The sequence below is a fragment of the Shewanella marinintestina genome (assembly GCF_023283845.1).
Classification (GTDB): Bacteria; Pseudomonadota; Gammaproteobacteria; order Enterobacterales; family Shewanellaceae; genus Shewanella; species Shewanella marinintestina.
In genome coordinates this window covers 133023-155441 of the sequence record NZ_JAKILC010000004.1, presented here as the reverse complement: position 1 = coordinate 155441, position 22419 = coordinate 133023, and the positions used below count along the sequence as shown (strand labels likewise).

Below are 22419 nucleotides of genomic sequence, written 5' to 3'. Positions count from 1 at the left end.
GCCGCTTTATTTGTAACCTAAACCATGATGCAGTGGATTAATGGTCGGCGAGAGACAGGTTTATGACTTTGAAGGACAAGAATATAACTAAAGTTGAATCTACAACTATCGCATCTTGGGCGTTAGCAGTGTGTCGCACCATTGATGCCTCTGGCGCTAGCAGTCAAAAAATTCTAGATGAACTTGCCATTGACCCCTCTGTATTAATTGATCCTAATGCCCGCTTACCAGTAAGCCAAATGACACTGTTATGGCGTAAAGCAGTGACGCTAACAGGGGATGAAGCAATAGGTTTAAAGGTCGCTAATTTTGTGCAGCCTACTAGCTTTAATGCATTGAGTTTCTCATTGCTAGTAAGTGAATCCCTCAACGATGCCTGGGTAAGAGTAAAGCGCTATTACAGCATTATTAGTAATGTATTAGAGATGGATATAGAGCATGGCGAACATGAATCCGCATTATGTTTTAATAAAATAGCCGGAAGGCATTATGCAGATGAAGCCATAGATGCATTTATGGCCACTAGTTATTTAATGGCATTTCAGGTCAGCCACGGACAAATAATTCCCTATCGATTAGAACTGGAACGTCGACAGCCTTTCGACTCGAAACCCTTTAATGATCTGTTTAATTGTCCGATCAAATATGCGGCCAACAGCAATAAAATTTACTACTCAAACACTGCTTTACAACGACCTTTTCCGTCTGCAAATAGACAACTAGCATTGAGTAACGATGAAGCTATTCAGGCTTATTTTCAAACGATTAGCCAGCAAGCCTTCAGTAAAAAAGTGACAGAAGCAATTACTTTCTCTATGACGTTAGGCAATCCTTTACGGGATACGGTAGCCCAGTCATTTCATATGAGCAGCCGCAACCTACAACGTAAGTTACGCCAAGAAGGTACAAGTTTCAGTGAGTTAGTTGAAAACGTTCGTAAAGAATTAGCTATCAAATACTTAGCCAATAATCAGTTGGCAGTGATTGATATTTCATTTCGTTTAGGCTTTAAAGATCCCAGTAACTTTACTCGCGCATTTAAACGCTGGCATGGACTTTCACCACTTCAATACAAGCAGCGACATAAAGTTAAATAATAGGCTGTATCTAAGTGGGATTTTAACGATTTTATAAACATAATCTCACTTGCTATCATTTGATATTCAGGTAACGTTAGGGCTACATCAATCGACATAAGAAGCGTCTATATGAAGTCAGGTAAGCACGATGCACAACTACTGAAGCTCGCGTTAGAAATTGGTGTTGGCTACGCCAAAAAAAGAGGCTTTGCTGATTTTGGCCAAGGGATCTCTCCCAAAGATAAAGTCGAATGTATTTACCGCTTATTAGTACAAGACAACCTAATTCAAGCACTACCAAAAGACAAAGAAGATGGTCCCAATATGAAGCACAAATTAGTACTTTGGATAAGCCGCCAGTTACCACCTGAACATGAGCTACTGAACTAAACATCGAGGAACCCAATTGGCTAATGAACATAGCAATATTCATTAGCCAAGTTTATTTTCACTCACATTTTAGCCATACAAACTAGCTGCTATAGAGGTTTATACCAACACTAGTCGCCACAATACAATCCAAACCACTTTGCTTCATGCTAGTACACGCTGACAATGCTTGTTGACGCTGAGTAAACTCGCCAACTTTAATTCGGTAATATGTTTTTCCGTTAACTAAAACACGCTCATACCTCGGCACATAACGAGCTAACTGAGTGCCAAAACGACTATTTAACTCAAACCAAGTAGGCTCGATACGAGAGAATTTATCCACTGATGATAACTGCAATGCAAAACCACTTTTCTTCCGAGCGGCTTTAGCTTCTGCTTGCGTCTTATTTGCATAGTTCAAAACCTTTGGATTAGACTCGATAGGTTGCTCAGGCCCACCCGGATATGCTGATGCGTAACTTCTAATAGCTAAAGCTTCTGGCACATTAACTTCTGTTTTCGTGCTCTCAGCTGCAGCCATGTGGTCAACTTGTACTCCGTCAACTTTATTGTCACTGCTTTGGCTCGAAATTTGGTGTTTAACCTCCATCGTTGAACTTGCTACTGCTATTGAATCTGACGAAACGGACGTTGGCATTTGTTTAGTCGCTTTAGGCGTTATTGGAGCTGGCCTAACAGGTGCTTGGCCTCCTGCCGCCAACATAGTGAGTTGCTCAACCAATAACTTCAAGTCGCCCTCAATAACAATCAAACGGGATAGACCAGCCTTCATTTGATGCCACTCAGCAAGCTCTTGCTCTAATTGTTCTATTTTGTCTTTTAGTTGCTTTTGCTCTGCAACTCGTTGCTTTTCAAGCGCGATATCAGCCTGATTAGCACAGCCAGTTAAGCTCATTATGGCAACAAGCAAAGCCGCTGCTTTACGGCAAGCTCGATAGTTCACTAGATTCATTCTAAAACTCATTTCCACAAGACTGTCTCTGAAAAGTAATATGATTTAAATAGAAAAAGCCTAAATTTATTATGATTCAAATTCGAACTCAAAAGGCTCGACACTGCACTTTAGACCTTGTTTTGTAATTTGAGAGCAACCGTTTTCAGCTTGTTGTTTACGAGCCAAAAAGGCTACATTTAACGCATAACGCTTGGTTTGTTTATCTTCGATATAAAATACTTGTTGGCTCATGGCATCGTCATAATTATGCTTCACCAACTGCCAGTAGGTTTTGAGCATGGCGAGTGAATTAAATTTACCGAGGTTCATTACATAGCCTTTGCTCGTCATGATCTCTGCAAACGTAAAGTCAGCACCATTCATTACATCGCCATTATTTTGCAAGGTAATCGCCATTTGTGACTCACCACGTAACTTCTTACGTTCAAGGTAATTAGCATCAATAGATAATTGGTAATCGCCCGGAATTAAATCAGTAAACAAGTAATATCCATCAAATTCTGTTTCTGTAGTGGCGACAATATCACCTGCCGCATTGACTAAGTTGACTGTGGCATAAGGTGCGATAGATTCAGTACCATCGACTTCGCGCACATACACAGTACCTTCAACTTCTGCTGCGTTAACGACAGGAAAATCTAAAGTCTGTATATGACCACGCCTTGGGGTGATAGAGACCCCAGGAATAGCGGGAATTAAGAAAGGATCACCTAGGCTTTTTTGATCAAGCACAATATCGGTTTTCTTCTGGCTAGACATTGAGGTTAACATCGCCACGCCATCTTGATTACTAGTGCCATAGCGGTACTGTTGCACGCCTTTTACTCTTGCGCCTTCAATAACAGCCTCACCAGCATCAAACCGTCCATTAAGGTTATCATCCTCGAACACCCGCACCATTAAGGCTCCCGCACCAGATAAGCTACGCGATGACATAAACACTTGCTCAGTTTCTGGCTCATAACCAAAGCTAAAGCGGCCATACAAACCTAATGACCAGTCGCCTGTATTATCATAAGAAACAGTAGAATTAAGACTAAATGCATTATGCTGCCAGCTTAAGCTAGCACTACTACTTAACAGATCAGTTATAGGGTAGTAATCAAGCTCAAGTTCAGATTGTAGATGAGTGTTAATTGGGATGGATAGCTCGGTAGAAAATCGAGAAATTTCAGCTTCTGGCTGAATAAAATAATCTAGTTTCACCCTGCTAAAAGCCCAACCAAAACTCTTTTGTAGCTGTAATTGGCCTGTAAGCGAGTCATCTAAAGCTGCGTCACTTGAAGAGTGGCCCGTATACCAAGTTAATTGGTTATTAATGTTTGCCCAACCAGTACTTATCGCGAGCAAGTTGCCGAACTCATCGTGCTTTGCGCCATTACTCGTTTGAGTTTGTCGCCAATGATTTCGATAATTTAAACGATAGGGAGAGCCTTGAAAAATATATCCACTGTGGTCAAAATTATATTCTGTATGTTGTTGCTGACTTAAATCTTCTAAGGTCTTTTCTGATGCCTGATAACGCAAGCTTAAAGATTGGTTACCAATTTGGGTTCGCCCAGAAACAGCAAATGTGCTGTCTTGATGACCTTTAATTTGATAATCAGCATCAACAAGAAAACGTTCAAACAGATTAAAATTACCACCAATGGCATAAGTATCGACAGAAGTGCCCTGTTCTGATAACTGCTCTTGCACACCTAAATTAATCGATGCCCAATCAGTTAAACCGCGCTCATAGGTCGAGCTTAGCACCCAACCCGTTTCATTATCGTCAGGTGTACTAGAGATACCAGATAAACCTTTACCAATTTCAGCAAGCGAAACACTATAGCTGCTCTCGTTAGCTTTGAGTTTATTACTATCAACATAAACTTGTTTAGTTTCGGTTTTAACCTGTCCTTGCGGGCCATAAGCGATCATCTCAAATTGGTTATCACCATACAGCAATTCGATGTCGTTAAACTCATAGCGACCATTTTGCAAACTAAGTGCCTGCCTGATCAGTAAACCGTTTTGATATAGCTCGATATCCCAGCCAGGTTGAATATCACCACTGAGATTGATGGTTCTATTGTTGGCTGATACACCTGTTTTATCATTAGTTACTGAAATACCGCGACTTTGACCGAGCGTGCCATCAACTCCAACGCTCACAGGAGTAATATCACCCAATCTAAATTCTGTCGCCTTTAATGGGCCTAGTAAGTCCCCAGCAGCCGATTCTTTTGATAAGGTTAAACGTAAGTCCGTCAATGCATCGTTACTATTGCCGCTGGCATAAAACTCACTACTTAAGAATGCGAAATCATGACCGCCAATTATCGAGTAACTTTGATAATTGTTGTGTTCTGTCACTGCAGCGTTAACCTGCACATCGACTAAAGGAGAGGATATCGCTTGATAATTAGATTCTTTCCAAGGCAACACAGCCTCTCTATTGCGACTTACAGCTTGATTTAGTTGACGCTTTTTTCGTGCTAACCTTTGTTGTACAGGTAACGGCGAGGAGCTGCTAATATCTACCTTTAAATCTGAAAAACTATAGTCAAAAGTGATACCAAACCACTGTTCAATCTCATCGCCGGCAATATAAATATCATCAGCCATAAGGGTGTAATGACTAGGTTCTAATTCGAAATCCTGCTGGTTAACCGAGACATTAACGACTTCCTCTCCCGCTTCAGGTAGGCGCATTAAAAATTGACGAGTCTCATCTAAATACCAGCCTTTAACCATGCGATTATCAAAGTCGCCTTCAATTGGAAAATCAATTAACTCAAATAGCCCAATTAAACTAAATTGCGCATTTTGCTTACTTTTGATAGCAAACACATCTGACAAATAATGATTATCGACATAAAGAGATAGCAGTAATTCCTCCCCTTCGGGAATACCCAACTGCTCAGTAGAGAGTTCTACGTTTACACTAGCGTCATCAGTTGTAGATGCTAAAACTGCAGCTTGGGATTGTAGCTCCTGCAATGACAAGCTGTAACTTTGCTTCAGCCTCGCTAAAGTGCGCGCAACGTCGGCATTATTTAAACTTGCAAGCTGAACGTTTTGCTCTGATTGAATAACTACAGGTAAGGCGTGTTGAGACGATATAAAAGCAATAAAAGCAGGCTGCGCACTTGCGGAGCCTGCATAGCTGAGAAGTAGAGATAAAAGTAATGCGTAACTTAGACGATAGCGCACTACTTTCCCTTAAATTCGAATAACAGCAAAGTATTCACCAACTCTGGTCAACATCCACCACAAAAATAGCTAGTTGTTAGTAAATGCTTCTGCGGTTACAGCAAACTCTTTCTCTGCAAAAACTTGCCCGTTAAATTCTTGCTGTCCTTCATAAACAATACGCAGCTTGCCGTTAGACGGCGTGAAATCTTTGGCAATCCAAGCCATAGACTTAATAGCTTGATTGACCTCTGGATATATATTGACGTTATTTAAGCGCGCAACAACTTGCTCATCCCCTTGTTCACCTAGCCAATACGCAACTAAATTCCCAGCAGTAGAATATTCACCAGTTCGAGTTAAATTAACGTTCAACATGGTTTTGCCACTATGTTGATCAAAGCGTAACACCTTTGACGTAATCTCAACTTTAGGGTTAGCTTTTCCTTGCCTAACGATTACTGGCAGGCTGTAACTTAACAAAACGTCCAAATTAATCGACATTTCACCATCTGACTTTTTAGCTCGTTTTGGCGGTAACGCTTCTAACTTTAAATGCGAGCGATACTCTCCATCAGCAAGATCTTTAGGGCGCCTTAGACCCAACCTAACAATCTGACGCTCATTAGGTTTCAAAGTCACCTGCCTCGGACTAAAGCGCAGCATTTTGCTAGCTGAGGGATAGCCAATTGCCTCTTCTGATGTTAGGTCTTTATAGCCACCACTTGGTAAAGCTAACTTTTCTTGCCACGCAAGACGGTATGTTTTGACTTCAGAGCTGCTGTTTATAAGTACAATCTCATGGGATCTTTCGCGTCCCTCAAAAGCAACCCGGATAGGAGACACCAATAAGCTAGCTTGAGCTGAATTGATAAATGAAAATAAGCATATTGACCCAAAAAATGTAGCTTTTAATAAGCGCTTAAACATAGAAAATACTCAAAACAAATGGAATATAATTCACTCTAGTGATGGGATCTAGGCCCTATAAAATTACAGAGTTACTCTGTAGTTGTTGACTGAACTAATAACTAATATCTAAATAAAAAACGGCTTGATAGGAAGTATTCAGATAATGCTTACCATTACCTGAGGTCATCAGCTTGCCACCCATTTGAGCGATAGCCATACCTGCACTGTCTGTACGAATACTCTGCTCAATATAGATCTCACTTAAGGTGAATTGTTCAGTATCTCCTGATGCAACAGTCGTTATAACAGGCAACATGGGAGTAATTGAAAGATCGACATAAGGTGGGTAATCAGTAATGACCATTTCAGCTGCTTCTCCGGGCTTAATGATCAACAGCTGTCCTGAAGAAGTGCTATGGCCAAAGGTAGGCACTATCACACTGCTTTGAATGCTGTTATCACGTATCACTATAGTGCCAAACGATAGCGGCTGTTCAAAATACACATCTGCACTTACGTCAAAAATGACCGTTGTTAAAACCAAAAATAAAATGGATTTCAAAGCTAGCCTTTTATATAAGGTGGCTAAACATATGTTTCGCCACCTAAGTCTATTTTTACTTAGTAGCTAACAGTAATTGGAAAAGTACCGGTAAACTCACCATCTTGATATTGTCTATCAATAACATTGGAATCAGCAACGTACACATCTGTCGTTAACGTGCCACCAAAGTTAAAGCTCGCATTACCTTGACCGTCTGCAGTCAACTTATTTGTATCATTAACATAAAGCGTGCCGTCATTATCGCCTGATGTAATAAATGCCGTAATAGTACTTAATACAAACTTAGGTGATCCTGGAGGTGCTGAAGCTGCTACAACATTGGTTGGAGTTGTCGGTAAAGTCACACTTAACTCTGAATATGGTGCAACACCAGCAACGGTAACTTCACCAGGTTCACCCGGTACTAGTGATCTAATAGTTGCCGCATTTCCAGCACCATTAACTACAGTTGCCTGCTCAGTTGGGTTTGGCGACATTGTAATACTGGCACTTACGCCATCAGTATCTGTCAGGTCGACTACTGCAGTGATTTCACCAAAGTTTAATGGCTTAGCCACAACCATTTCAAAAGCATTTTTAACAGTAACAGATGCTGTAGCATTCTCTGTTTCAGCAGCCATAACTGGTGCAGATACAACCATAACTAATGCTAAGCCAACAGCTTTTGCCACCATAGAAATATTTTTCATTTAAAACTCCATTTTACACATTATTGTATTTAATAAATAACGCCAAGACACACTTTGATTAAATAAAAACCAAAGGTGACAACAAACCAAGTTAAACTTAGGCTAAAAATAGAAAAGATAAAGCTAGATAACTAATCGGCATTATAAAATTTAACTTTAATTAAATTTACAACTAAGTTCTTTTTCCATAATACTTCATAAAATCCTTTTATATTCTCTCACCCTTATATTCAACTACGGCACAGTACTGCCCTTCGACTTTTAATAGGCGGCATATTGATAATGCCGATTTTTTACTCGAGTATGGCCCATAGACCAACCGAGAGAAACTCTTACCTTTACTAACAAAATCGACCTGCATTGGTTGACCATCAACCAATAAATCATGAAACCTTTTTTTATAACTAACCCAACCTGCCTTTAGGTTATTACTATTAGAGTAGGAAGATAGATGAATGCCATAAGCATTATGACCATTTTTTATTTCGGTCACCTTATTATTGTTTGCAGTATTTTCTACTTTATTAATAACTGGTGATGGCAATACCACTTCTTGAGGCGTTACGACTTTCAAAGGTTTATGCTGCAACATTGATATTTTACTTAACTCAGAGATCAGCAGTGCTAAGTCCTCCTCATTATGAACCAGTCTTTCAATAGCAGGCTTAAGCTTATCCCAGTCTGCTAGTTGTTGCTTTATTTCTAATAGCTCTGCAGCGAGTTCAAAAGGTATGACTTGTTCTTGCTCATTAGCGAAAGTTATCGATGAAAAAAAATAAGACAAACCAATTAATGAAAATATGATATTCCGCCGATAAAATATACACATGGCTCTAACTCTATTTTCACTTAAACTCATTAATAGTATTCACTTATCTAAAACCCGCATTAATCCGAAATAGCTTAACTAATAGTTCATCGCTAAAGGACCTATATATCACCAAATTAAGCAGAGTGACAAAATAAAAACACCTAATAATCGTTATAGCCAGAAACGAGCCAATAATTGCAAACTAAAAAATAAATTGTTATTTAAAACTTAATGTGTGACACATATCACCAACCAGCGATTACCACCTATCGGTTGCAAAAACTAAAACCGCAGCAAAAGACGACATTAACATTCAGAACGATATACATTTAAGATTTTAATCTCTACCAATTAAATTTACTTAGTTAAAAATATAGAAGCCCGAACACCATTATTTAAAAATTAATATTCACGGGAATAAAAACAAAAAACATATTAATAATATAAAAAACAAACAGAATGATGAAATTGACAGAATAATGACTATTAATTAAAGCCTCATTGTAATAAAGCTATTCAAAATTGAGATATTTACTTAATAGATAAATGATCTATTTTTTACGCTAATCGTATTCAAGCCTATGAATAAAATTAACCCGAAAAAACTACTACAGAGCAAATGGACTGCGGTTAATACGCAGAAAAAGCAGAAACACTTTATGGTGACTAAAGTGAAATTTGATGAGCAAGGAGAAGTGAGCTTATGTTTGATAGAAGCTGTGCTGACTCGCGCTGAGTTTTCAATTAATTGGCGCGAGTTAACACAAGAGACGGACTGGCTTATGGGCTGGAAATAACAATATACAAGCAGGCTATATTAAGCCTGCTTTGTGCTTGCTTGCCCTGAGTCACTACGCTGGGCTGAAGCCGCTGCTAATTTTTGCTTCTGCTCTTTGTCTAATGGTTTAGCTGCGAGATACAGAGCTTGAGCAAATAAACCTTGATATGACTTCATTTTAGATCCCATTAATGTATTAAAAACAAACAAAACTGCTTAATTGGTGCTAAAGTAACCGCCTCCAAGTTATTAGTAAAATGAATAGTTATTATTAAATGGATTCCAAATAGGCATGAACATACAGATCAAAAGTTTGCACTGTTTCATTACCTTACTTGAAGTCGGTAATTACACCCGTGCGGCAGAAAGATTACACCTTACTCAACCCACTTTAACCAAGATGATCCAACGATTAGAAGAGCATTTAGAACAGCCGTTACTCATACGTAATAATCAAAAAGTCATTGCAACCGAGGCTGGACGTTTACTCGAAAGTAGTGCGAAACAGATCGTTGGGCAATGGCATCGTTTGCAAGAAGAAATGAACAGCTTAAACGGATTGCAAACTGGACAACTGCGACTAGGGGTATGCCCTATGATGGGAGAAATGGTTATTGATTTGCTATCACAATATCGCAAGCGCTTCCCACGAATAGACGTGAGTATTGTTGAACTCGGTGGTTTTGCAGCAGAGCAAGCTTTGCTAAATGACACGCTTGACCTAACATTTACGGCTTTGCCAACCACTCATACTCAGGATTTCTGTAGCCATAACCTTGGCGGCTATCCGCTATTTGCTTGCTTACCCGAAGACCATATTCTCACTAAAAAAGCATCGATTTCTTGGTCAGACTTAGCTCATTATCCTTTCATCCTTTATAACGATGACTTCTCACTCGCTAAACTTATTCGCCGACTGACCCATAAGGCCAATATCGAATTGAATATTGCCGCACAAAGTGGCCAATGGGATTTTATTGCCGCAATGGTTGAGTCAAAAATGGGACTCGCGATCTTACCAGAGCCTATTTGTCATAAAGTGAATTCGACTCGCTTAACGTATCGACCGCTATCACCGCAACTGACCTGGGATTTAGCATTAATTTGGCGTAAAAATTTACCATTAACCCCAGCAGCAGAAAGCTTTATCCGCTTAAGCCAAGAGTTGAGCCCTGCAAGATTAGCCATTACCAAATAACTCGGGGTTAGTCGTGTAGCTGATTTTGCCGTGTAGTATTATCTATCGCTTTTAGCCTTAATTACTGGTGAAATAGATAACTATTTTTACCTTGACGCTTTACTTCATACATGGCGTGATCAGCTTGTTCACAGATCTCGGCAAAAGATTGAACAGTGAATAAGCTAATCCCGATACTCATACCGATATTAATACTTTTATTCTCTACTAAAACGCTCAAACCAAAAGCGCTTAATATCCTGTCAGCAATTTCTGAAAGCAGTGCACGATCATTTGACTCAAACAGGAGCACAAACTCATCCCCCCCCATTCTTGCAATTGCCTTGGAATCTGGAACCTGTAATTGCAATATCTCAGCAATTTTAATCAGTAAACTATCACCAAATTTATGGCCATAGCGGTCATTATTCGACTTAAAGTCATCGAGATCGATAAACATTAATGCTCCGCATGCAGTTTGCTCTCTTTGCGAGTTAAATGCTTCAATTAATGCTTTACGGTTAAGTAGATCAGTTAATGGATCGCGATGGGCAAGCTTGGCTAACTCTAACTCGTAGCGTTTTTCTTTAGTGATATCGACATGTGTCCCCATGATACGAATTGGCTCACCATTGTCGCCAAACTCAATCACTCGTCCTCGGTCTGACACCCAACTAACAGTACCGTCTTTATGGACCATTCTATGGGTCACATCGTAAGAATCTGTTTTGCCGCTAACATGGTCTTCAAAATTAGCGATAACCCATTCTCTGTCATCAGGGTGAAGATTGCCTTTCCAGCTATCGACATGCGCAGCGAGCTCATCAATGGTATAACCTAAGAGTGAGCCCCACTCCATATTGAACATGGTTAAATTGCCAGTTGGAATATGTTGCTCCCAAAGACAAAGTCCCGTGCCATCAAGTGCAGCATTAAGTTTTTGTTCTAAGGTTTTATTTTGTTTGCTCAACGCATCGATTTTTTCACGTAATACATTATTCTCATCCACCAGCCGCGCTAACAATTCATCCTTTTTAGCTGTAAAAGTAATAAATAACTCCTTTGAAATAATCTAGCTAGGGCAGATTAAAATAGCGTATAAATAACAAGCAAAGATAACACACAAACTACTTGCAACATGCCTAACCCCGTAAAAACACAATTCACCAACAAGAATGCTAACTAAACTCAATTTAATACGCTTAACATGATAATAATTACTCATAATAAATACTCGCAATGTAAACTATAAGGCCTATAACTCAATCGATAACACTGAAAGAATGACTCTTAAGATTGGAATTGCAGGCGCAGGTTTTTCAGGTGCTGTCATTGCCAATGAACTTGCAAAAGCCGGCCATAAAATTACCGTTTACGAACCGCGCAATCATGTTGCTGGTAATTGCTACTCTTCGAGAGATGTTGATAGCAAGATAATGCTGCACCATTTTGGCCCACATATTTTCCACACTGATAAAGCTCACGTGTGGAACTATGTCTGTCAATTAGGTCAATTTATGCCTTTTACCAATAGGGTAAAAGCGAGGACTCAAGGCCAGATCTATTCGCTGCCAATTAACCTACACACCATCAATCAATTTTTTAACGCGCAAATGTCGCCAATTGAAGCTAAAAACTTCATAGCGAACCAAGCTGATAGTAGGATTAAAGAGCCTAAAAACTTTGAAGACCAAGCAAAGAAAATGATTGGAGAATCGCTCTATCAAGCCTTTTTTAAAGATTACACTATCAAGCAATGGGGTCGCTCACCCGATAGCTTACCTGCGAGTATTTTAAAGCGACTACCAGTTAGGTTTAATTACGACGACAACTACTTTAGTCATCCATTTCAGGGGATGCCGCTTGAAGGATACACGCCACTTATCGAAAAGCTACTGGCTCACCCAAATATACAAGTAAAGCTAAATTCAACGTTCAGTGCAGCCATGAAGAGCAATTATGATCATGTTTTTTTCTCTGGGCCGTTAGATGCTTATTTCGATTACCAGCTTGGTAGACTGCCATATAGAACCCTAGATTTTGTCAAAGAAACCCATCAGGGCGACTACCAAGGTAACGCTGTAATTAACTATTGCGATAATAGCCAAGCTTACACTCGTATTAGCGAACATAAACACTTTACCCCTTGGGAAGAGCACGCTAGCACTGTAATTTTCAAAGAATATAGCCGTGAAGCAACGCCTGATGATACGCCATACTATCCAGTCAGGTTAAGTGATGACAACGCGTTATTAGAGCGCTATATCGCACTCGCTAAACAGCAAGAGAACATTACTTTTGTTGGTCGTCTAGGTACATATCGTTACTTAGATATGGACGTCACTATCGATGAGGCATTAACCGTCAGTAAGTGCTTCCAAGAATCGATAATTAGCAAGCAAACTATGCCGGCTTTCATTGAGCAATAACCAGATATTCAGAGCTATTGATATGAAAAAATACTTAGTCATTGCCCGGGTCGGTGACAACTCACTGCATTCGCATTGGTTAAAAAATGCGACTGCCAACTTCGACTTATTCCTGAGCTACTTCGGTGACAAACCTAAGCACTTTCAAGAAGAGGCGAATTACTATGAACAAGTCAAAGGCGGGAAATGGCCTGTCGTTCATAAACTAATTGAAGCGAATTGGGATGTGATCTCGCAATATGATGCAGTATGGATCCCAGATGACGACATTCTTGCAGATGCTAAGACCATCAATAATATGTTCAGTTTATTTGAGGGGTTTAATCTTGCGTTAGCTCAACCAGCGCTCACGATGAACTCCTATTTTTCGCACTCAAGCTTACTACGTCAACCAAACTCAATTTTACGCTACAGCAATTTTGTTGAAGTGATGGTGCCTATTTTCTCAAGTGACGCGTTAACCCATTTAAAACATAGCTTGGGCCAGAGCCCATCAGGTTGGGGCTTAGATGCTCTTTGGCCACACTTAATTGAAAATCCAGAGCGTAATAAGATTGCAGTCATCGATGCTGCCACCGTTGTCCATACGCGTCCTGTAGGAGGCGAGCTATATAAACTCAACCCTGAATTATCACCAGAAAAAGATGCACTCAAACTGCAACAGCTGTATCCACAATTCAATATTAGCCGTCGCCATGGCCCAAATAAATTTAAGGTCTTTAGCCAAATAACAGAATCTAGAGTGCATTCCCCTTTACTTGCTAGCCTCAAAGGAAAATGGCAACGAGTAATCGCTAAACAAAAAGCTAAATCTCAACCTAAATACCCTAAAAATTAAACGCTAAAAACAAAAAGCCCACTCATACCAATTGGTATGAGTGGGCTTTTTAGTGAGCTGTAAACTAGCTCCATAAAGCAGAGCCGCTAATACGGCCCCACTTTAGCAAACGGTTATTTAGTCACTGGCGATACTACAAATAGTAATTCGCCTTGCGATACTTGTTGACCGTTACTGTTAAGAATACGCTCAATACGATACTGCTGATCTTCTGGGTATAACACCGCATCCTTACGGTTAAAGCCAGCTAATGTTACCTGCGAGAACATCTTCATTGCTTCTGTAAGCGCTAAAGTCTGATCCACAGTAACAATATCACCTTCCTTAACAAAGTCTGCTTCACCAGGTGCTGGAGAGGTATAGAAGATACCTGCGCCCTGCGCCATCACTTTAAGCTCGTTACTCTCGCCCACACGCAGTGATGCTGTATCTACGCCAACCGTTTCTGCAGCGGCTTCCATTTCTGCAATCATCTCAGGCACATCTAGCTCTGCCATAAAGCGCGGTAGGTAATTAGTATCGTATACGCCTTCGTTAAACGTGCCATCTTTAAGAATGCGCGTTAACAACGGAATGTTAGTTGCGATGCCTTTAATCACTACTTGATTCGCTAGGTAATCATGTAGCTTTATAATCACATCTTCACGGCTTTCACCACGGCAAATAATCTGTGCAATCAAGCTATCGTAGTAAGGAGAAACCTCTTTACCTTCACCGGCAATTGAGATGATTTCGATGTCATCACGCTCAGGCATTTGGTACTCAGTGATGAGACCTGGGTAAGGCAATAATTGCAGTACGCCATTGCTATCAAGAGCCGCTTTCTCAGCCGTTACACGTACTTCCATCGCGTAGCCAATATCTTGAGGTTCAAGTTCTGCAATTGAACGACCCGCTGCGATATCAAAACCTGCGCTTACGATATCAATGCCAGAAGTGGCTTCTGTTACTGGATGCTCAACCTGTAGACGCGTGTTCATCTCCATAAAGTAGACTTCGTTCGCGTCTAAGTTATAGATAAATTCAACCGTACCTGCGCCCATGTAGTCAGTCGCATCACCAAGTGCACGAGTGTATTCCATCACGCGCTGCTTAAGCTCATCAGGCAACATAGTTGAGCCAGACTCTTCAACCACTTTCTGGTTGTTACGCTGCACAGAACAGTCACGTAGACCCAGTACTTTAGTGTTACCAAACTGGTCACGTAGCAACTGAACTTCGATGTGACGCAGTGAAGTTACATACTTCTCTAGGTAAAGGTCGCCATTACCAAATGCTGCTGCCGCTTCGGTAGAAGTCTTTTGGAATAACGAGATCATGTCGCCAGGACGTTCAACAACCTGAATGCCCTTACCGCCACCACCTTGTACCGCTTTAAGTAATACAGGGTAGCCGATTTCGCTCGCAACGTTTACCGCTTGCTCTGCGTTATTCAAAATACCGTGGCTACCTGGAACTACTGGTACGTTTTGCGCTTGCGAAGTCTTAATCGCGTTCGACTTGTTACCCATAGTGGTCATGCTGTGCACACTTGGGCCAACGAAGTTAACGCCATTGTTTACACAAAGTGCTGCAAACTGTGGGCTTTCAGATAGGAAGCCAATACCTGGGTGCAATGCATCAACGTTTTCATATTCAGCCACTTTCAGCACTGAGTATGCATTTAGGTAACTTTCATCAGAGGTGTTACCACCGATACAAACTAGCTTATCGTCACCTTTAAGCATGTCTGCTGGCACTGAAGTCATATCAGGATCTGATGCTACCAGTACCACATTGATGTTGTTGTCGTGCGCCTTGCGGATAAGCTTAACCGCTGTACAACCACGAGCGTGAACCAGTACTTTTTCAATTGGCTTCATTAGCTGACGCGGATCGTCCTGAACAATTTCTTCTTCAGTAATCAGTCTTTCAGGGACTAGAGTCGATACAGCACTACCAATCACATCCACAATTTTAGCTGTTGGTTTAGGCATTAACGGGTCAATGCTTTGTAGCTGTGCATCAATCGTGTCGCTGAATGGATTAGTCACCAATGCATCCATCGCGCCCGGTACTTTAGACAAGTAGTTAGACAAGGTAGAGGTTGATGGCAAGTACGCAGGTACAACCATTTGGCCAGCAAATGGCATGTTTGTGCCAGATAGATAGTAAGTTTGTACTAATGGGTGAGTTACAAAACTCGCCTGTGCACCACCAGTACAGTCACCGTAACCAAACATTAATACTGGCAATTCGTTATCACGAATAAAACGAGTAATACGGTCGTTCACGACAGCCATTGAGAATAGTGCCGCAGCACCTTCTTTTGTCTGCATACCACCAGAGCTAATGAAACAGATAACCGGTAGTTTACGCTTAGCACATTCGATCAATAGTGCGCTGAATTTCTCAGCTGCCGCCATATCAAATGCACCCGCTTGGAATGCTGTGTTTGATACCGCTACACCAACACGCATTGCTTGACCATTATGATCAAAATCAGCAAGACCAGTGATTAAACCACATGGGCGAATACCCTTGTCTAGCGCATCTTCAATTGATAAACGGAAACCAGGGAAGTTAAGCAAATTAGCTGAAATCTTGTCGCCGTTGATCTCTTCAAACTCAGTGAAGAACTTTGCAACAATCGCGTCCCAACCCATTTTGCCTGCGCGCTTTTCATCGCGAAGCACTTTTTGGATAAGCAAATCTTGATAACCCATGGTCAGACGGTTCCAGAAGTCTTTACGACGACCGATACGTACAGGGTTAATCGCGCCAGTGTATTCACCGCTTTCTTCTTCACTGTCAAAGTACTCAGGCAATAGACGCTCGAAGAAGTAAGTTAGGATAACGAATAAACTGTCGTTTAATTGTGGGAAACCAACACTTTTCCACTGCTCAGTACGAGTCAGCAGCTCAGCGCGGTTTGACTGAGTCATAAAGTACTTCAGCCACTTGTAGAACTTGTTTTTATCGTTAGCTACGTCTTGGGTTGATAATGCGCGGTCAATTGACTCATGCAATAGGTTATCAACTGAGTTACGTGACAAGCTCTTAGACATCATAGCTTCTTTAGCGATTGACGCTAAGTTACCGACTACGTTGTCGTAAAGTGCGTTGAAAACAAGAATGTTATGACACTGCCAAATAAAGTCTTCACGTAGCTCGTCGTGAATGATCACGTCAAGTACCGTCAGTTTGTTTAGCTCAGGCCAATCAGCTTGAGTCACTTCTGATGGAAGCGTTTCTAGGTAGTTGATTAGACCTTTAAAGTTGTTTTCTGCGTTACCTTTCCAGCGGTGGTATAGCGACCAGCTGATGTTAAAGATAAGTGCTTTACGTGCTTTCTTATAGTTCTCTTTTGGCTCACCCAAAATCAAACGCGTTAGCATGTTTCGCTCAGTCGATACATCATCACGCTTAGCGATGAAGTTACCCCAAAGCTTGTTTAGGTCTTCGTCGTAAACCAATTTATCAGGGCTTGATAACCAAGATTGGAATACACGATCTTGCTCTTGCTGGATACGTGCTAGCAAGTCACCTTCAGGTACGCTGACCTTGGATAGACGACCATACTGCTCTTGCGAGATAGAATGGATACGACTACGTAGCGTTAGGTAACGTAAGTAGCGGTATGTGCTACCAAATAGGTTCAAGTGCATAGTTGGGTTGTTAGCAACCGCAAGCTCTGCATTTAACTCTAACGCTTCAAGATTCTTAGATGGGCTAAGGAAACGCGCCAAACTGCGGTCATAATGCTCACGTAAATCTTCTGATTCACGAACAAAGTTAACCGCCGCTTTTTCTACGGCTTCAATGCTGCTGATAATCGCACGGCGCAGATTGTGCTGACGCTCATCTTTATCTGATGGTGAGAAATCAACAATACCGTCAATGCAACCTGAGGTATAAAGTTCTTCAGGTGATACACCCACTGATTTAGCACATTCCTGCCAAGACAAGTTGTACTTACGCGCGATGCTTTGCAAACCTTGTGGCTGAATGGTGTTAAAAATACCATCACGTAGCGACAATAAAATGTTCGCAGCAGCAAGTGGAATAGCGCCACCAGAGTAACCCGCACCGATAACGATACCTACAGTTGGTACGTCAACGTTCGCGCTCTCGGCAATCGCTTTAGAAATTGAGTGTGCTTGGTTCTGGCTGTTTGCCACTTCACCCGCATCGGCACCAGGAGTGTCGATAAGGTAAACGATAGGCATAGACAATTCAGCAAAATGACGAATCGCTTTACAGCATGCAATGTGATGCTCAGGCATCCATGCACCGTTAGCTGTAGTACGCTCTTGCGCGACAAAACCGATACGGCGAGTACGAGATCCAAAATTCAGTTCGATCTCTGCACTATAAAAAGGGCCAATATGGGTTTCGGTAACAAGCTTACCTTTTAAGTCCGCGATGATGCGCTTGGCACCTGGGCGGTTCTTATCTTGAGTGGGTTGAATCACCTTAGTGACATAACCGTCGACGTCTAGCTGCGCCAAATCTTTTAGGTTGGCTTGAATCGCATCGTCGTCTAAAAGACCTTTAACTTCATCAGAAAGCGACTGCTTACTGTGTTCAGGGAACAGTGAAAAGTCTTTTGCCAACTGCTCTGCTTTTAGAAAAAGCGGATCGGCAGTTTGCACTTGAGTCATGTTAGCGGGCTGATTTTTGCTGGTCATCGAAAGATCCTCTGCTTTTAGCCTCTGAAATTTTTAGCCCGTAAATATAACTTTGTTATCCTGTCAATTGCTATTAAACTGCGCTAGACGCTTTGTTCCATATTTGAGACAGTGGAGATAACATGCCAGATTTAAACGGTATGATGCTCTTTGCGGCGGTAGTTAGAGCCAAAGGTTTCTCTCAAGCTGCCCGTGAAATAGGCATGCCTAAATCAACCATAAGTCGTAAAGTTGCCCAGCTAGAAGAACAGCTTGGCGTGCGACTTTTGCAACGAGATACCCGTAACCTTAGCTTGACTCAAGTCGGCGCGCTATTTTATCAGCACTGCTCCAGTATAAACGATGAGATTGAAGCTGCAAAAGCGACGGTTGAGAATACCCACAATGACGTATCCGGCTTGCTACGTATCGCTATTCCAGTGTCTTTCAGCCAAGAGTTAATCGCTACCCTTTGTAGCGGTTTTCTACGCCTGTATCCCAATGTTGAGCTCGATGTGCAGTTTACCGACAGCGAAGTAGGCTTGGTTGGTGAAGGCTACGACATTGCGATAAAATATGGCCCTTTGCAATCATCAGACTTAGTCGCGCGTTTGTTATTCGAGCGTCAGCCTATTTTGGTTGCCAGCCCCGGATACTTAAAAGTCCACGGCACCCCTGCAACCCCGCAAGACCTAGCTGAACACAGCGGTATTTTGCTTGGTACCTCGCGCTCAGCGCCCATTTGGCCCCTTGGTAAAGGCGCTAGAAAAACCATGGTTAACTTTCAGCGTAAAGTCAGGGTCAACAGTGCGGTCATGGTAAAGCAGTTAGTGATGGATGATTTTGGCATTGCCATGCTATCCAACTCAGTTTGTAAAAATGAGCTAGCTAGCGGCTCGCTAGTGCCTATTTTACAAGAGTGGCCGATGGAAGCTTTTAAGGTTTATGGTGTTTACTCTAGCCGTCGTCAATTAGCGACTAACATCAGCGTGTTTCTAGACTTCTTCCATAAACGCTTTACTAGCCAAGAGTCGTTACAGTCACTAATGATGTAAACCTGCTGATGTAAATCTGCTTATATAAACCTGCTTATGTAAAAAAGCGCCTATCAAGGCGCTTAATTTATATGGTCAATCCATACAGCTTTAGCCGATTAAAAACGATAAGGGAAGCGTAAGCTGATCTGATAATCGGGCGAATCTTCCGTTAAACCAGCACCGATACTGGTGACCATAGAAAAGTTTTCAGTTAACGCGAGCGTTGCACCTAAACCTAGATTAGCCGTGTTAGTATCAGTACGTGCAATATCTTGCCATTGCCCGCCTAATGGCTTTTGGCGGGTTTTAGTAAAGAAACGCTGATTAAAGCTCATGCCGATACTCATTCGCTCTGACACGGCAAACGCTAACCCCAAGCTGTAATCAATATAGTCGCCTAAGTCGATTTCTCCTGGAGATAATCCTGGAAGGCCCGATAAATCACCATATTCTTCCGAAAGAAAAGTACCGTAATTTAGGTTAAAAAATACAATTGCTGGGTCATAGGTTTTCGCTAAGCTAAAGCCGGTTGAAATGCCCCAAACACCTGCGCCCGTGGCGATTTGATCTGGATAAGTTAAATTACCCGACTCGGATGACTCTAAATTAATACCAAAAGGGTCCTCGCCAGTAGGCATTCGCACTCTTACGTTCCACACCCAATCAGGCCAACCGTCACCTTCTGTCATTATTCGATAGTAAGCAGCAACACTCATGTCACCAATTTGCGCGCCTTCTACATCTGCCGACTCATAAAGCTGACTCGAATTACCTTCACCAACAGACTCGTATTTGTTCATGCGATAGACAAATGGCATTGCCATTTCAAATTGCCAACTGTCGTTTAAGGTATAACGCGTGGTGAGATCCAGCTGTACTGTATTAGAGCGAATTCTATCTAAATTTAGGTTACCGAGAAAAATCGCATCCAAGGCTAAAAAACCACGTAACACTAAATCCTTACGCCCGTAGTAGCTGTAGGTTAAAGAGGGCTCGATAGTCAGTTTACGGTCAAATACATTGTGCGCTTCTTGCAACACATCTTCTGTACTGCGTGAACGTTCAGGCTCTTTCTTTACACTTGGCTGTGCTGCTGTCTGAGCTGATGCATTAGAACTAGCAATTTTAGTTGATTGTTGAGGCGCTCTTTCAATTGATTGTTGCTGGGACTGACTTGCTTGTGGTTGCTTGGCGACCGTGGTTACAGCAGTACCTTGCTTAAGTTGAGCTTCTTTAGATAGCACCTTTTGCGCCATTTGGTTAATGGCTCGTTGCTGCATCTGCAATTGTTGATTAAGTAAAATAAGCTGCTTTTTTAATAATTGCAGCTCTTCCGCTTCTGTCATAGTTGCTTTAGGTTTTTGTGCAGCATCCGCCCCAAAACTTGAAAATGGCATACACGAAATTGACACTAGCAAAGCGACTTTAGTCCATGAAAAATCCATTTATTTATCCTTAATTATGCTTTCAAAAACTATAGTCCATTACCAATAATGTCGCGTACCTGCATACCTAATATTTGTCTTTGCTTTATGCCAAGATCAATACCGTTATAACGGATCAAAGAGTGATTACTAACTTGATGGAACGCACCATCGACTCGAATAGACTGAATGAGTTGACCATTACCACCTTGAGAAGCCACCCCTTGAGAAAAAGAGGCTGATGACATTGCAACTTCATAGCCAAGTTGGCCACTTGCTGTAGAATAGACAACATCACCACGACTATTCACCAATGTTTGCCCAAACACCACTTCGACCCCATTTGTCAAAGGGGTTAGGTTACCTTGCTCAAAGTCAAATTGATTATTAACATGGTTAAAGTCACCCGCGATTTGAATTGATTGCTGTAAACCTCGCTGCTGACCAGATGCCGATAAATTAATGTTATCATTGGCGAGTAAAACATCATCCGCGACAGTGATACGCATAGCGGGTCCGCTATTCGCGTTCGCCAACTCTACTTGCATATGTACCTGCTGCGACACACCTTGCTCATTGATATAATGGGTTTGCATGTGTAGGCCAAAATAGAAATCTTGACCATTTTCGGTATATTTACCTCTTAACTCTGCCAATTCACCATCCAACAACGGCTCTTTTCCTTTAAAAACATCTAAAGGAGCGTCTGCGGCAAAAACTGAATTAACTAATAATATCCCTGTTACTAAGCAAAATTTCATTTTGCCTCCTAGAGCATGTCTGCATACTCAAAACCGAACTCCAATAGTTCAGCATCAGACAAGGGTTGCATCGGACTCAGCATGTTGTAGGTTAATTGTGCTCGAGGATAAAGTAGTGGGTTGTCTTTGATGTATTGATTACCAATAACTACAAACACAATACCGTTCCACTTATCGGTAAATTCATCATAACTTAATATACGATTACCAAGAGCAGGATCACCAAGGTAAACCTGATGTTCAGAAAATCTTCTCATTACAACAAAATGGCTATAACCACCATCGTTTAATAATACGATTGCAGGTATTTTTAACTGCTGAAGTTCTTCGACTCCAACTCGGTATCCCCGTCCTCGCATGCTTTGTGAATTCAAATAGCGTTTCATATCCAGCAAAGAAAACCCTTGTTGCTGAACCACTTCTACATCAGACACTTTTAACATGCCCAAAAGCACCTGTTCTTCGGTTATTGATTCATTGCCATAACCATATTTAAGAATGCTCGCCAAACTCGCCGCACCGCAGGAAAAGTCTGTTTTTTGTTGCACTACAAACTCAAACTTTCGCTCTCTAATACTTTGGATATTTTTACTGTAATTGCCCATTCCCGGGATCATTCCAGTTAGCATCATGTCAGCAGCAGTTACTTGCGAAGATAGCAAAGTCATTACGAAAATAAGCTGATATTTCATAAATAACGTCCTTGTATGTAATAGCCTGAGCAAAGCCCAGGCCATTATTCACA

Annotated in this window: 19 protein-coding genes; 7 read left to right on the top strand and 12 right to left on the bottom strand. The window is 41.4% G+C overall.

Features of this window, described 5'->3' with window-relative positions; translation table 11 throughout:
* Positions 1–62: 62 nt before the first annotated feature.
* Positions 63–1097, top strand: a complete 1035-nt coding sequence (locus L2747_RS06065) for an AraC family transcriptional regulator (protein WP_248998193.1) — start codon at positions 63–65, stop codon at positions 1095–1097.
* Between the two features lie 111 nt (positions 1098–1208).
* Positions 1209–1469, top strand: coding sequence for a DUF5062 family protein (locus L2747_RS06060; protein ID WP_248998192.1), 261 nt, complete (start codon positions 1209–1211; stop codon positions 1467–1469).
* Positions 1470–1551: 82 nt separating this feature from the next.
* Here the strand turns inward: L2747_RS06060 and L2747_RS06055 are convergent, their stop codons facing one another.
* From L2747_RS06055 to L2747_RS06030, 6 genes are all read right to left on the bottom strand, one after another.
* Positions 1552–2424 (bottom strand): SPOR domain-containing protein, encoded by an 873-nt coding sequence (locus L2747_RS06055; RefSeq protein ID WP_248998191.1) that lies wholly within the window; start codon positions 2422–2424, stop codon positions 1552–1554.
* A gap of 69 nt (positions 2425–2493) precedes the next feature.
* Positions 2494–5625 carry a sporulation protein gene (locus L2747_RS06050; RefSeq protein ID WP_248998190.1) on the bottom strand — a complete coding sequence of 1044 codons (3132 nt, stop codon included), beginning with the start codon at positions 5623–5625 and terminating at the stop codon, positions 2494–2496.
* Positions 5626–5694: 69 nt separating this feature from the next.
* A complete protein-coding gene (locus L2747_RS06045) occupies positions 5695–6450 on the bottom strand; it encodes a fimbrial biogenesis chaperone (RefSeq protein WP_248998189.1) in 756 nt (251 codons plus the stop codon).
* Positions 6451–6628: 178 nt separating this feature from the next.
* Positions 6629–7078: a DUF4402 domain-containing protein gene (locus L2747_RS06040; protein ID WP_248998188.1), complete on the bottom strand. Its 450-nt coding sequence runs from the start codon at positions 7076–7078 to the stop codon at positions 6629–6631.
* A 59-nt stretch (positions 7079–7137) separates the two neighbouring features.
* Positions 7138–7770 carry a hypothetical protein gene (locus L2747_RS06035; RefSeq protein WP_248998187.1) on the bottom strand — a complete coding sequence of 211 codons (633 nt, stop codon included), beginning with the start codon at positions 7768–7770 and terminating at the stop codon, positions 7138–7140.
* 208 nt (positions 7771–7978) lie between these two features.
* Positions 7979–8629 carry an SPOR domain-containing protein gene (locus L2747_RS06030; protein ID WP_248998186.1) on the bottom strand — a complete coding sequence of 217 codons (651 nt, stop codon included), beginning with the start codon at positions 8627–8629 and terminating at the stop codon, positions 7979–7981.
* Between the two features lie 533 nt (positions 8630–9162).
* Between L2747_RS06030 and L2747_RS06025 the strand changes: the two genes are divergently transcribed.
* Positions 9163–9378 (top strand): TIGR02450 family Trp-rich protein, encoded by a 216-nt coding sequence (locus L2747_RS06025; RefSeq protein ID WP_248998185.1) that lies wholly within the window; start codon positions 9163–9165, stop codon positions 9376–9378.
* 20 nt (positions 9379–9398) lie between these two features.
* On the opposite strand, the gene L2747_RS06020 is transcribed toward L2747_RS06025, so the two are convergent.
* Positions 9399–9536 (bottom strand): hypothetical protein, encoded by a 138-nt coding sequence (locus L2747_RS06020; protein ID WP_248998184.1) that lies wholly within the window; start codon positions 9534–9536, stop codon positions 9399–9401.
* A gap of 115 nt (positions 9537–9651) precedes the next feature.
* Here L2747_RS06020 and L2747_RS06015 point away from each other — a divergent pair, with 115 nt between their 5' ends.
* On the top strand, positions 9652–10557 hold the full coding sequence (locus L2747_RS06015) for a LysR family transcriptional regulator (protein ID WP_248998183.1): 906 nt from the start codon (positions 9652–9654) through the stop codon (positions 10555–10557).
* A gap of 61 nt (positions 10558–10618) precedes the next feature.
* Here the strand turns inward: L2747_RS06015 and L2747_RS06010 are convergent, their stop codons facing one another.
* On the bottom strand, positions 10619–11545 hold the full coding sequence (locus tag L2747_RS06010; RefSeq protein WP_248998182.1) for a diguanylate cyclase domain-containing protein: 927 nt from the start codon (positions 11543–11545) through the stop codon (positions 10619–10621).
* 274 nt (positions 11546–11819) lie between these two features.
* On the opposite strand from L2747_RS06010, the gene glf reads away from it, so the two are divergent.
* Positions 11820–12965: a UDP-galactopyranose mutase gene (gene glf, locus L2747_RS06005; RefSeq protein ID WP_248998181.1), complete on the top strand. Its 1146-nt coding sequence runs from the start codon at positions 11820–11822 to the stop codon at positions 12963–12965.
* A 22-nt stretch (positions 12966–12987) separates the two neighbouring features.
* Positions 12988–13803 (top strand): DUF707 domain-containing protein, encoded by an 816-nt coding sequence (locus tag L2747_RS06000; protein WP_248998180.1) that lies wholly within the window; start codon positions 12988–12990, stop codon positions 13801–13803.
* Between the two features lie 113 nt (positions 13804–13916).
* Here the strand turns inward: L2747_RS06000 and L2747_RS05995 are convergent, their stop codons facing one another.
* Positions 13917–18473 carry an ATP-binding protein gene (locus tag L2747_RS05995; protein WP_248998179.1) on the bottom strand — a complete coding sequence of 1519 codons (4557 nt, stop codon included), beginning with the start codon at positions 18471–18473 and terminating at the stop codon, positions 13917–13919.
* Positions 18474–18595: 122 nt separating this feature from the next.
* On the opposite strand from L2747_RS05995, the gene L2747_RS05990 reads away from it, so the two are divergent.
* Positions 18596–19507 carry a LysR family transcriptional regulator gene (locus L2747_RS05990; RefSeq protein ID WP_248998178.1) on the top strand — a complete coding sequence of 304 codons (912 nt, stop codon included), beginning with the start codon at positions 18596–18598 and terminating at the stop codon, positions 19505–19507.
* 98 nt (positions 19508–19605) lie between these two features.
* Here L2747_RS05990 and L2747_RS05985 read toward each other — a convergent pair whose 3' ends face one another.
* The 3 genes from L2747_RS05985 to L2747_RS05975 are packed head-to-tail and all read right to left on the bottom strand — an operon-like array spanning position 19606 to position 22366.
* Positions 19606–20934, bottom strand: a complete 1329-nt coding sequence (locus L2747_RS05985) for a transporter (RefSeq protein WP_248998177.1) — start codon at positions 20932–20934, stop codon at positions 19606–19608.
* A gap of 29 nt (positions 20935–20963) precedes the next feature.
* A complete protein-coding gene (locus L2747_RS05980; protein ID WP_248998176.1) occupies positions 20964–21674 on the bottom strand; it encodes a hypothetical protein in 711 nt (236 codons plus the stop codon).
* Between the two features lie 8 nt (positions 21675–21682).
* Positions 21683–22366: a C39 family peptidase gene (locus tag L2747_RS05975; RefSeq protein WP_248998175.1), complete on the bottom strand. Its 684-nt coding sequence runs from the start codon at positions 22364–22366 to the stop codon at positions 21683–21685.
* Between the last annotated feature and the right edge of the window lie 53 nt (positions 22367–22419).

Bases quoted from the DNA above. Each gene is read 5' to 3' on its own strand.
- L2747_RS06000 (WP_248998180.1), top strand. From the start codon at position 12,988: ATGAAAAAATACTTAGTCATTGCCCGGGTCGGTGACAACTCACTGCAT.
- L2747_RS06030 (WP_248998186.1), bottom strand. From the start codon at position 8,629: ATGAGTTTAAGTGAAAATAGAGTTAGAGCCATGTGTATATTTTATCGG.
- L2747_RS06065 (WP_248998193.1), top strand. From the start codon at position 63: ATGACTTTGAAGGACAAGAATATAACTAAAGTTGAATCTACAACTATC.
- L2747_RS05995 (WP_248998179.1), bottom strand. From the start codon at position 18,473: ATGACCAGCAAAAATCAGCCCGCTAACATGACTCAAGTGCAAACTGCC.
- L2747_RS06035 (WP_248998187.1), bottom strand. From the start codon at position 7,770: ATGAAAAATATTTCTATGGTGGCAAAAGCTGTTGGCTTAGCATTAGTT.
- glf (WP_248998181.1), top strand. From the start codon at position 11,820: ATGACTCTTAAGATTGGAATTGCAGGCGCAGGTTTTTCAGGTGCTGTC.
- L2747_RS05980 (WP_248998176.1), bottom strand. From the start codon at position 21,674: ATGAAATTTTGCTTAGTAACAGGGATATTATTAGTTAATTCAGTTTTT.
- L2747_RS06020 (WP_248998184.1), bottom strand. From the start codon at position 9,536: ATGAAGTCATATCAAGGTTTATTTGCTCAAGCTCTGTATCTCGCAGCT.
- L2747_RS05990 (WP_248998178.1), top strand. From the start codon at position 18,596: ATGCCAGATTTAAACGGTATGATGCTCTTTGCGGCGGTAGTTAGAGCC.
- L2747_RS05975 (WP_248998175.1), bottom strand. From the start codon at position 22,366: ATGAAATATCAGCTTATTTTCGTAATGACTTTGCTATCTTCGCAAGTA.
- L2747_RS05985 (WP_248998177.1), bottom strand. From the start codon at position 20,934: ATGGATTTTTCATGGACTAAAGTCGCTTTGCTAGTGTCAATTTCGTGT.
- L2747_RS06025 (WP_248998185.1), top strand. From the start codon at position 9,163: ATGAATAAAATTAACCCGAAAAAACTACTACAGAGCAAATGGACTGCG.
- L2747_RS06015 (WP_248998183.1), top strand. From the start codon at position 9,652: ATGAACATACAGATCAAAAGTTTGCACTGTTTCATTACCTTACTTGAA.
- L2747_RS06060 (WP_248998192.1), top strand. From the start codon at position 1,209: ATGAAGTCAGGTAAGCACGATGCACAACTACTGAAGCTCGCGTTAGAA.
- L2747_RS06055 (WP_248998191.1), bottom strand. From the start codon at position 2,424: ATGAATCTAGTGAACTATCGAGCTTGCCGTAAAGCAGCGGCTTTGCTT.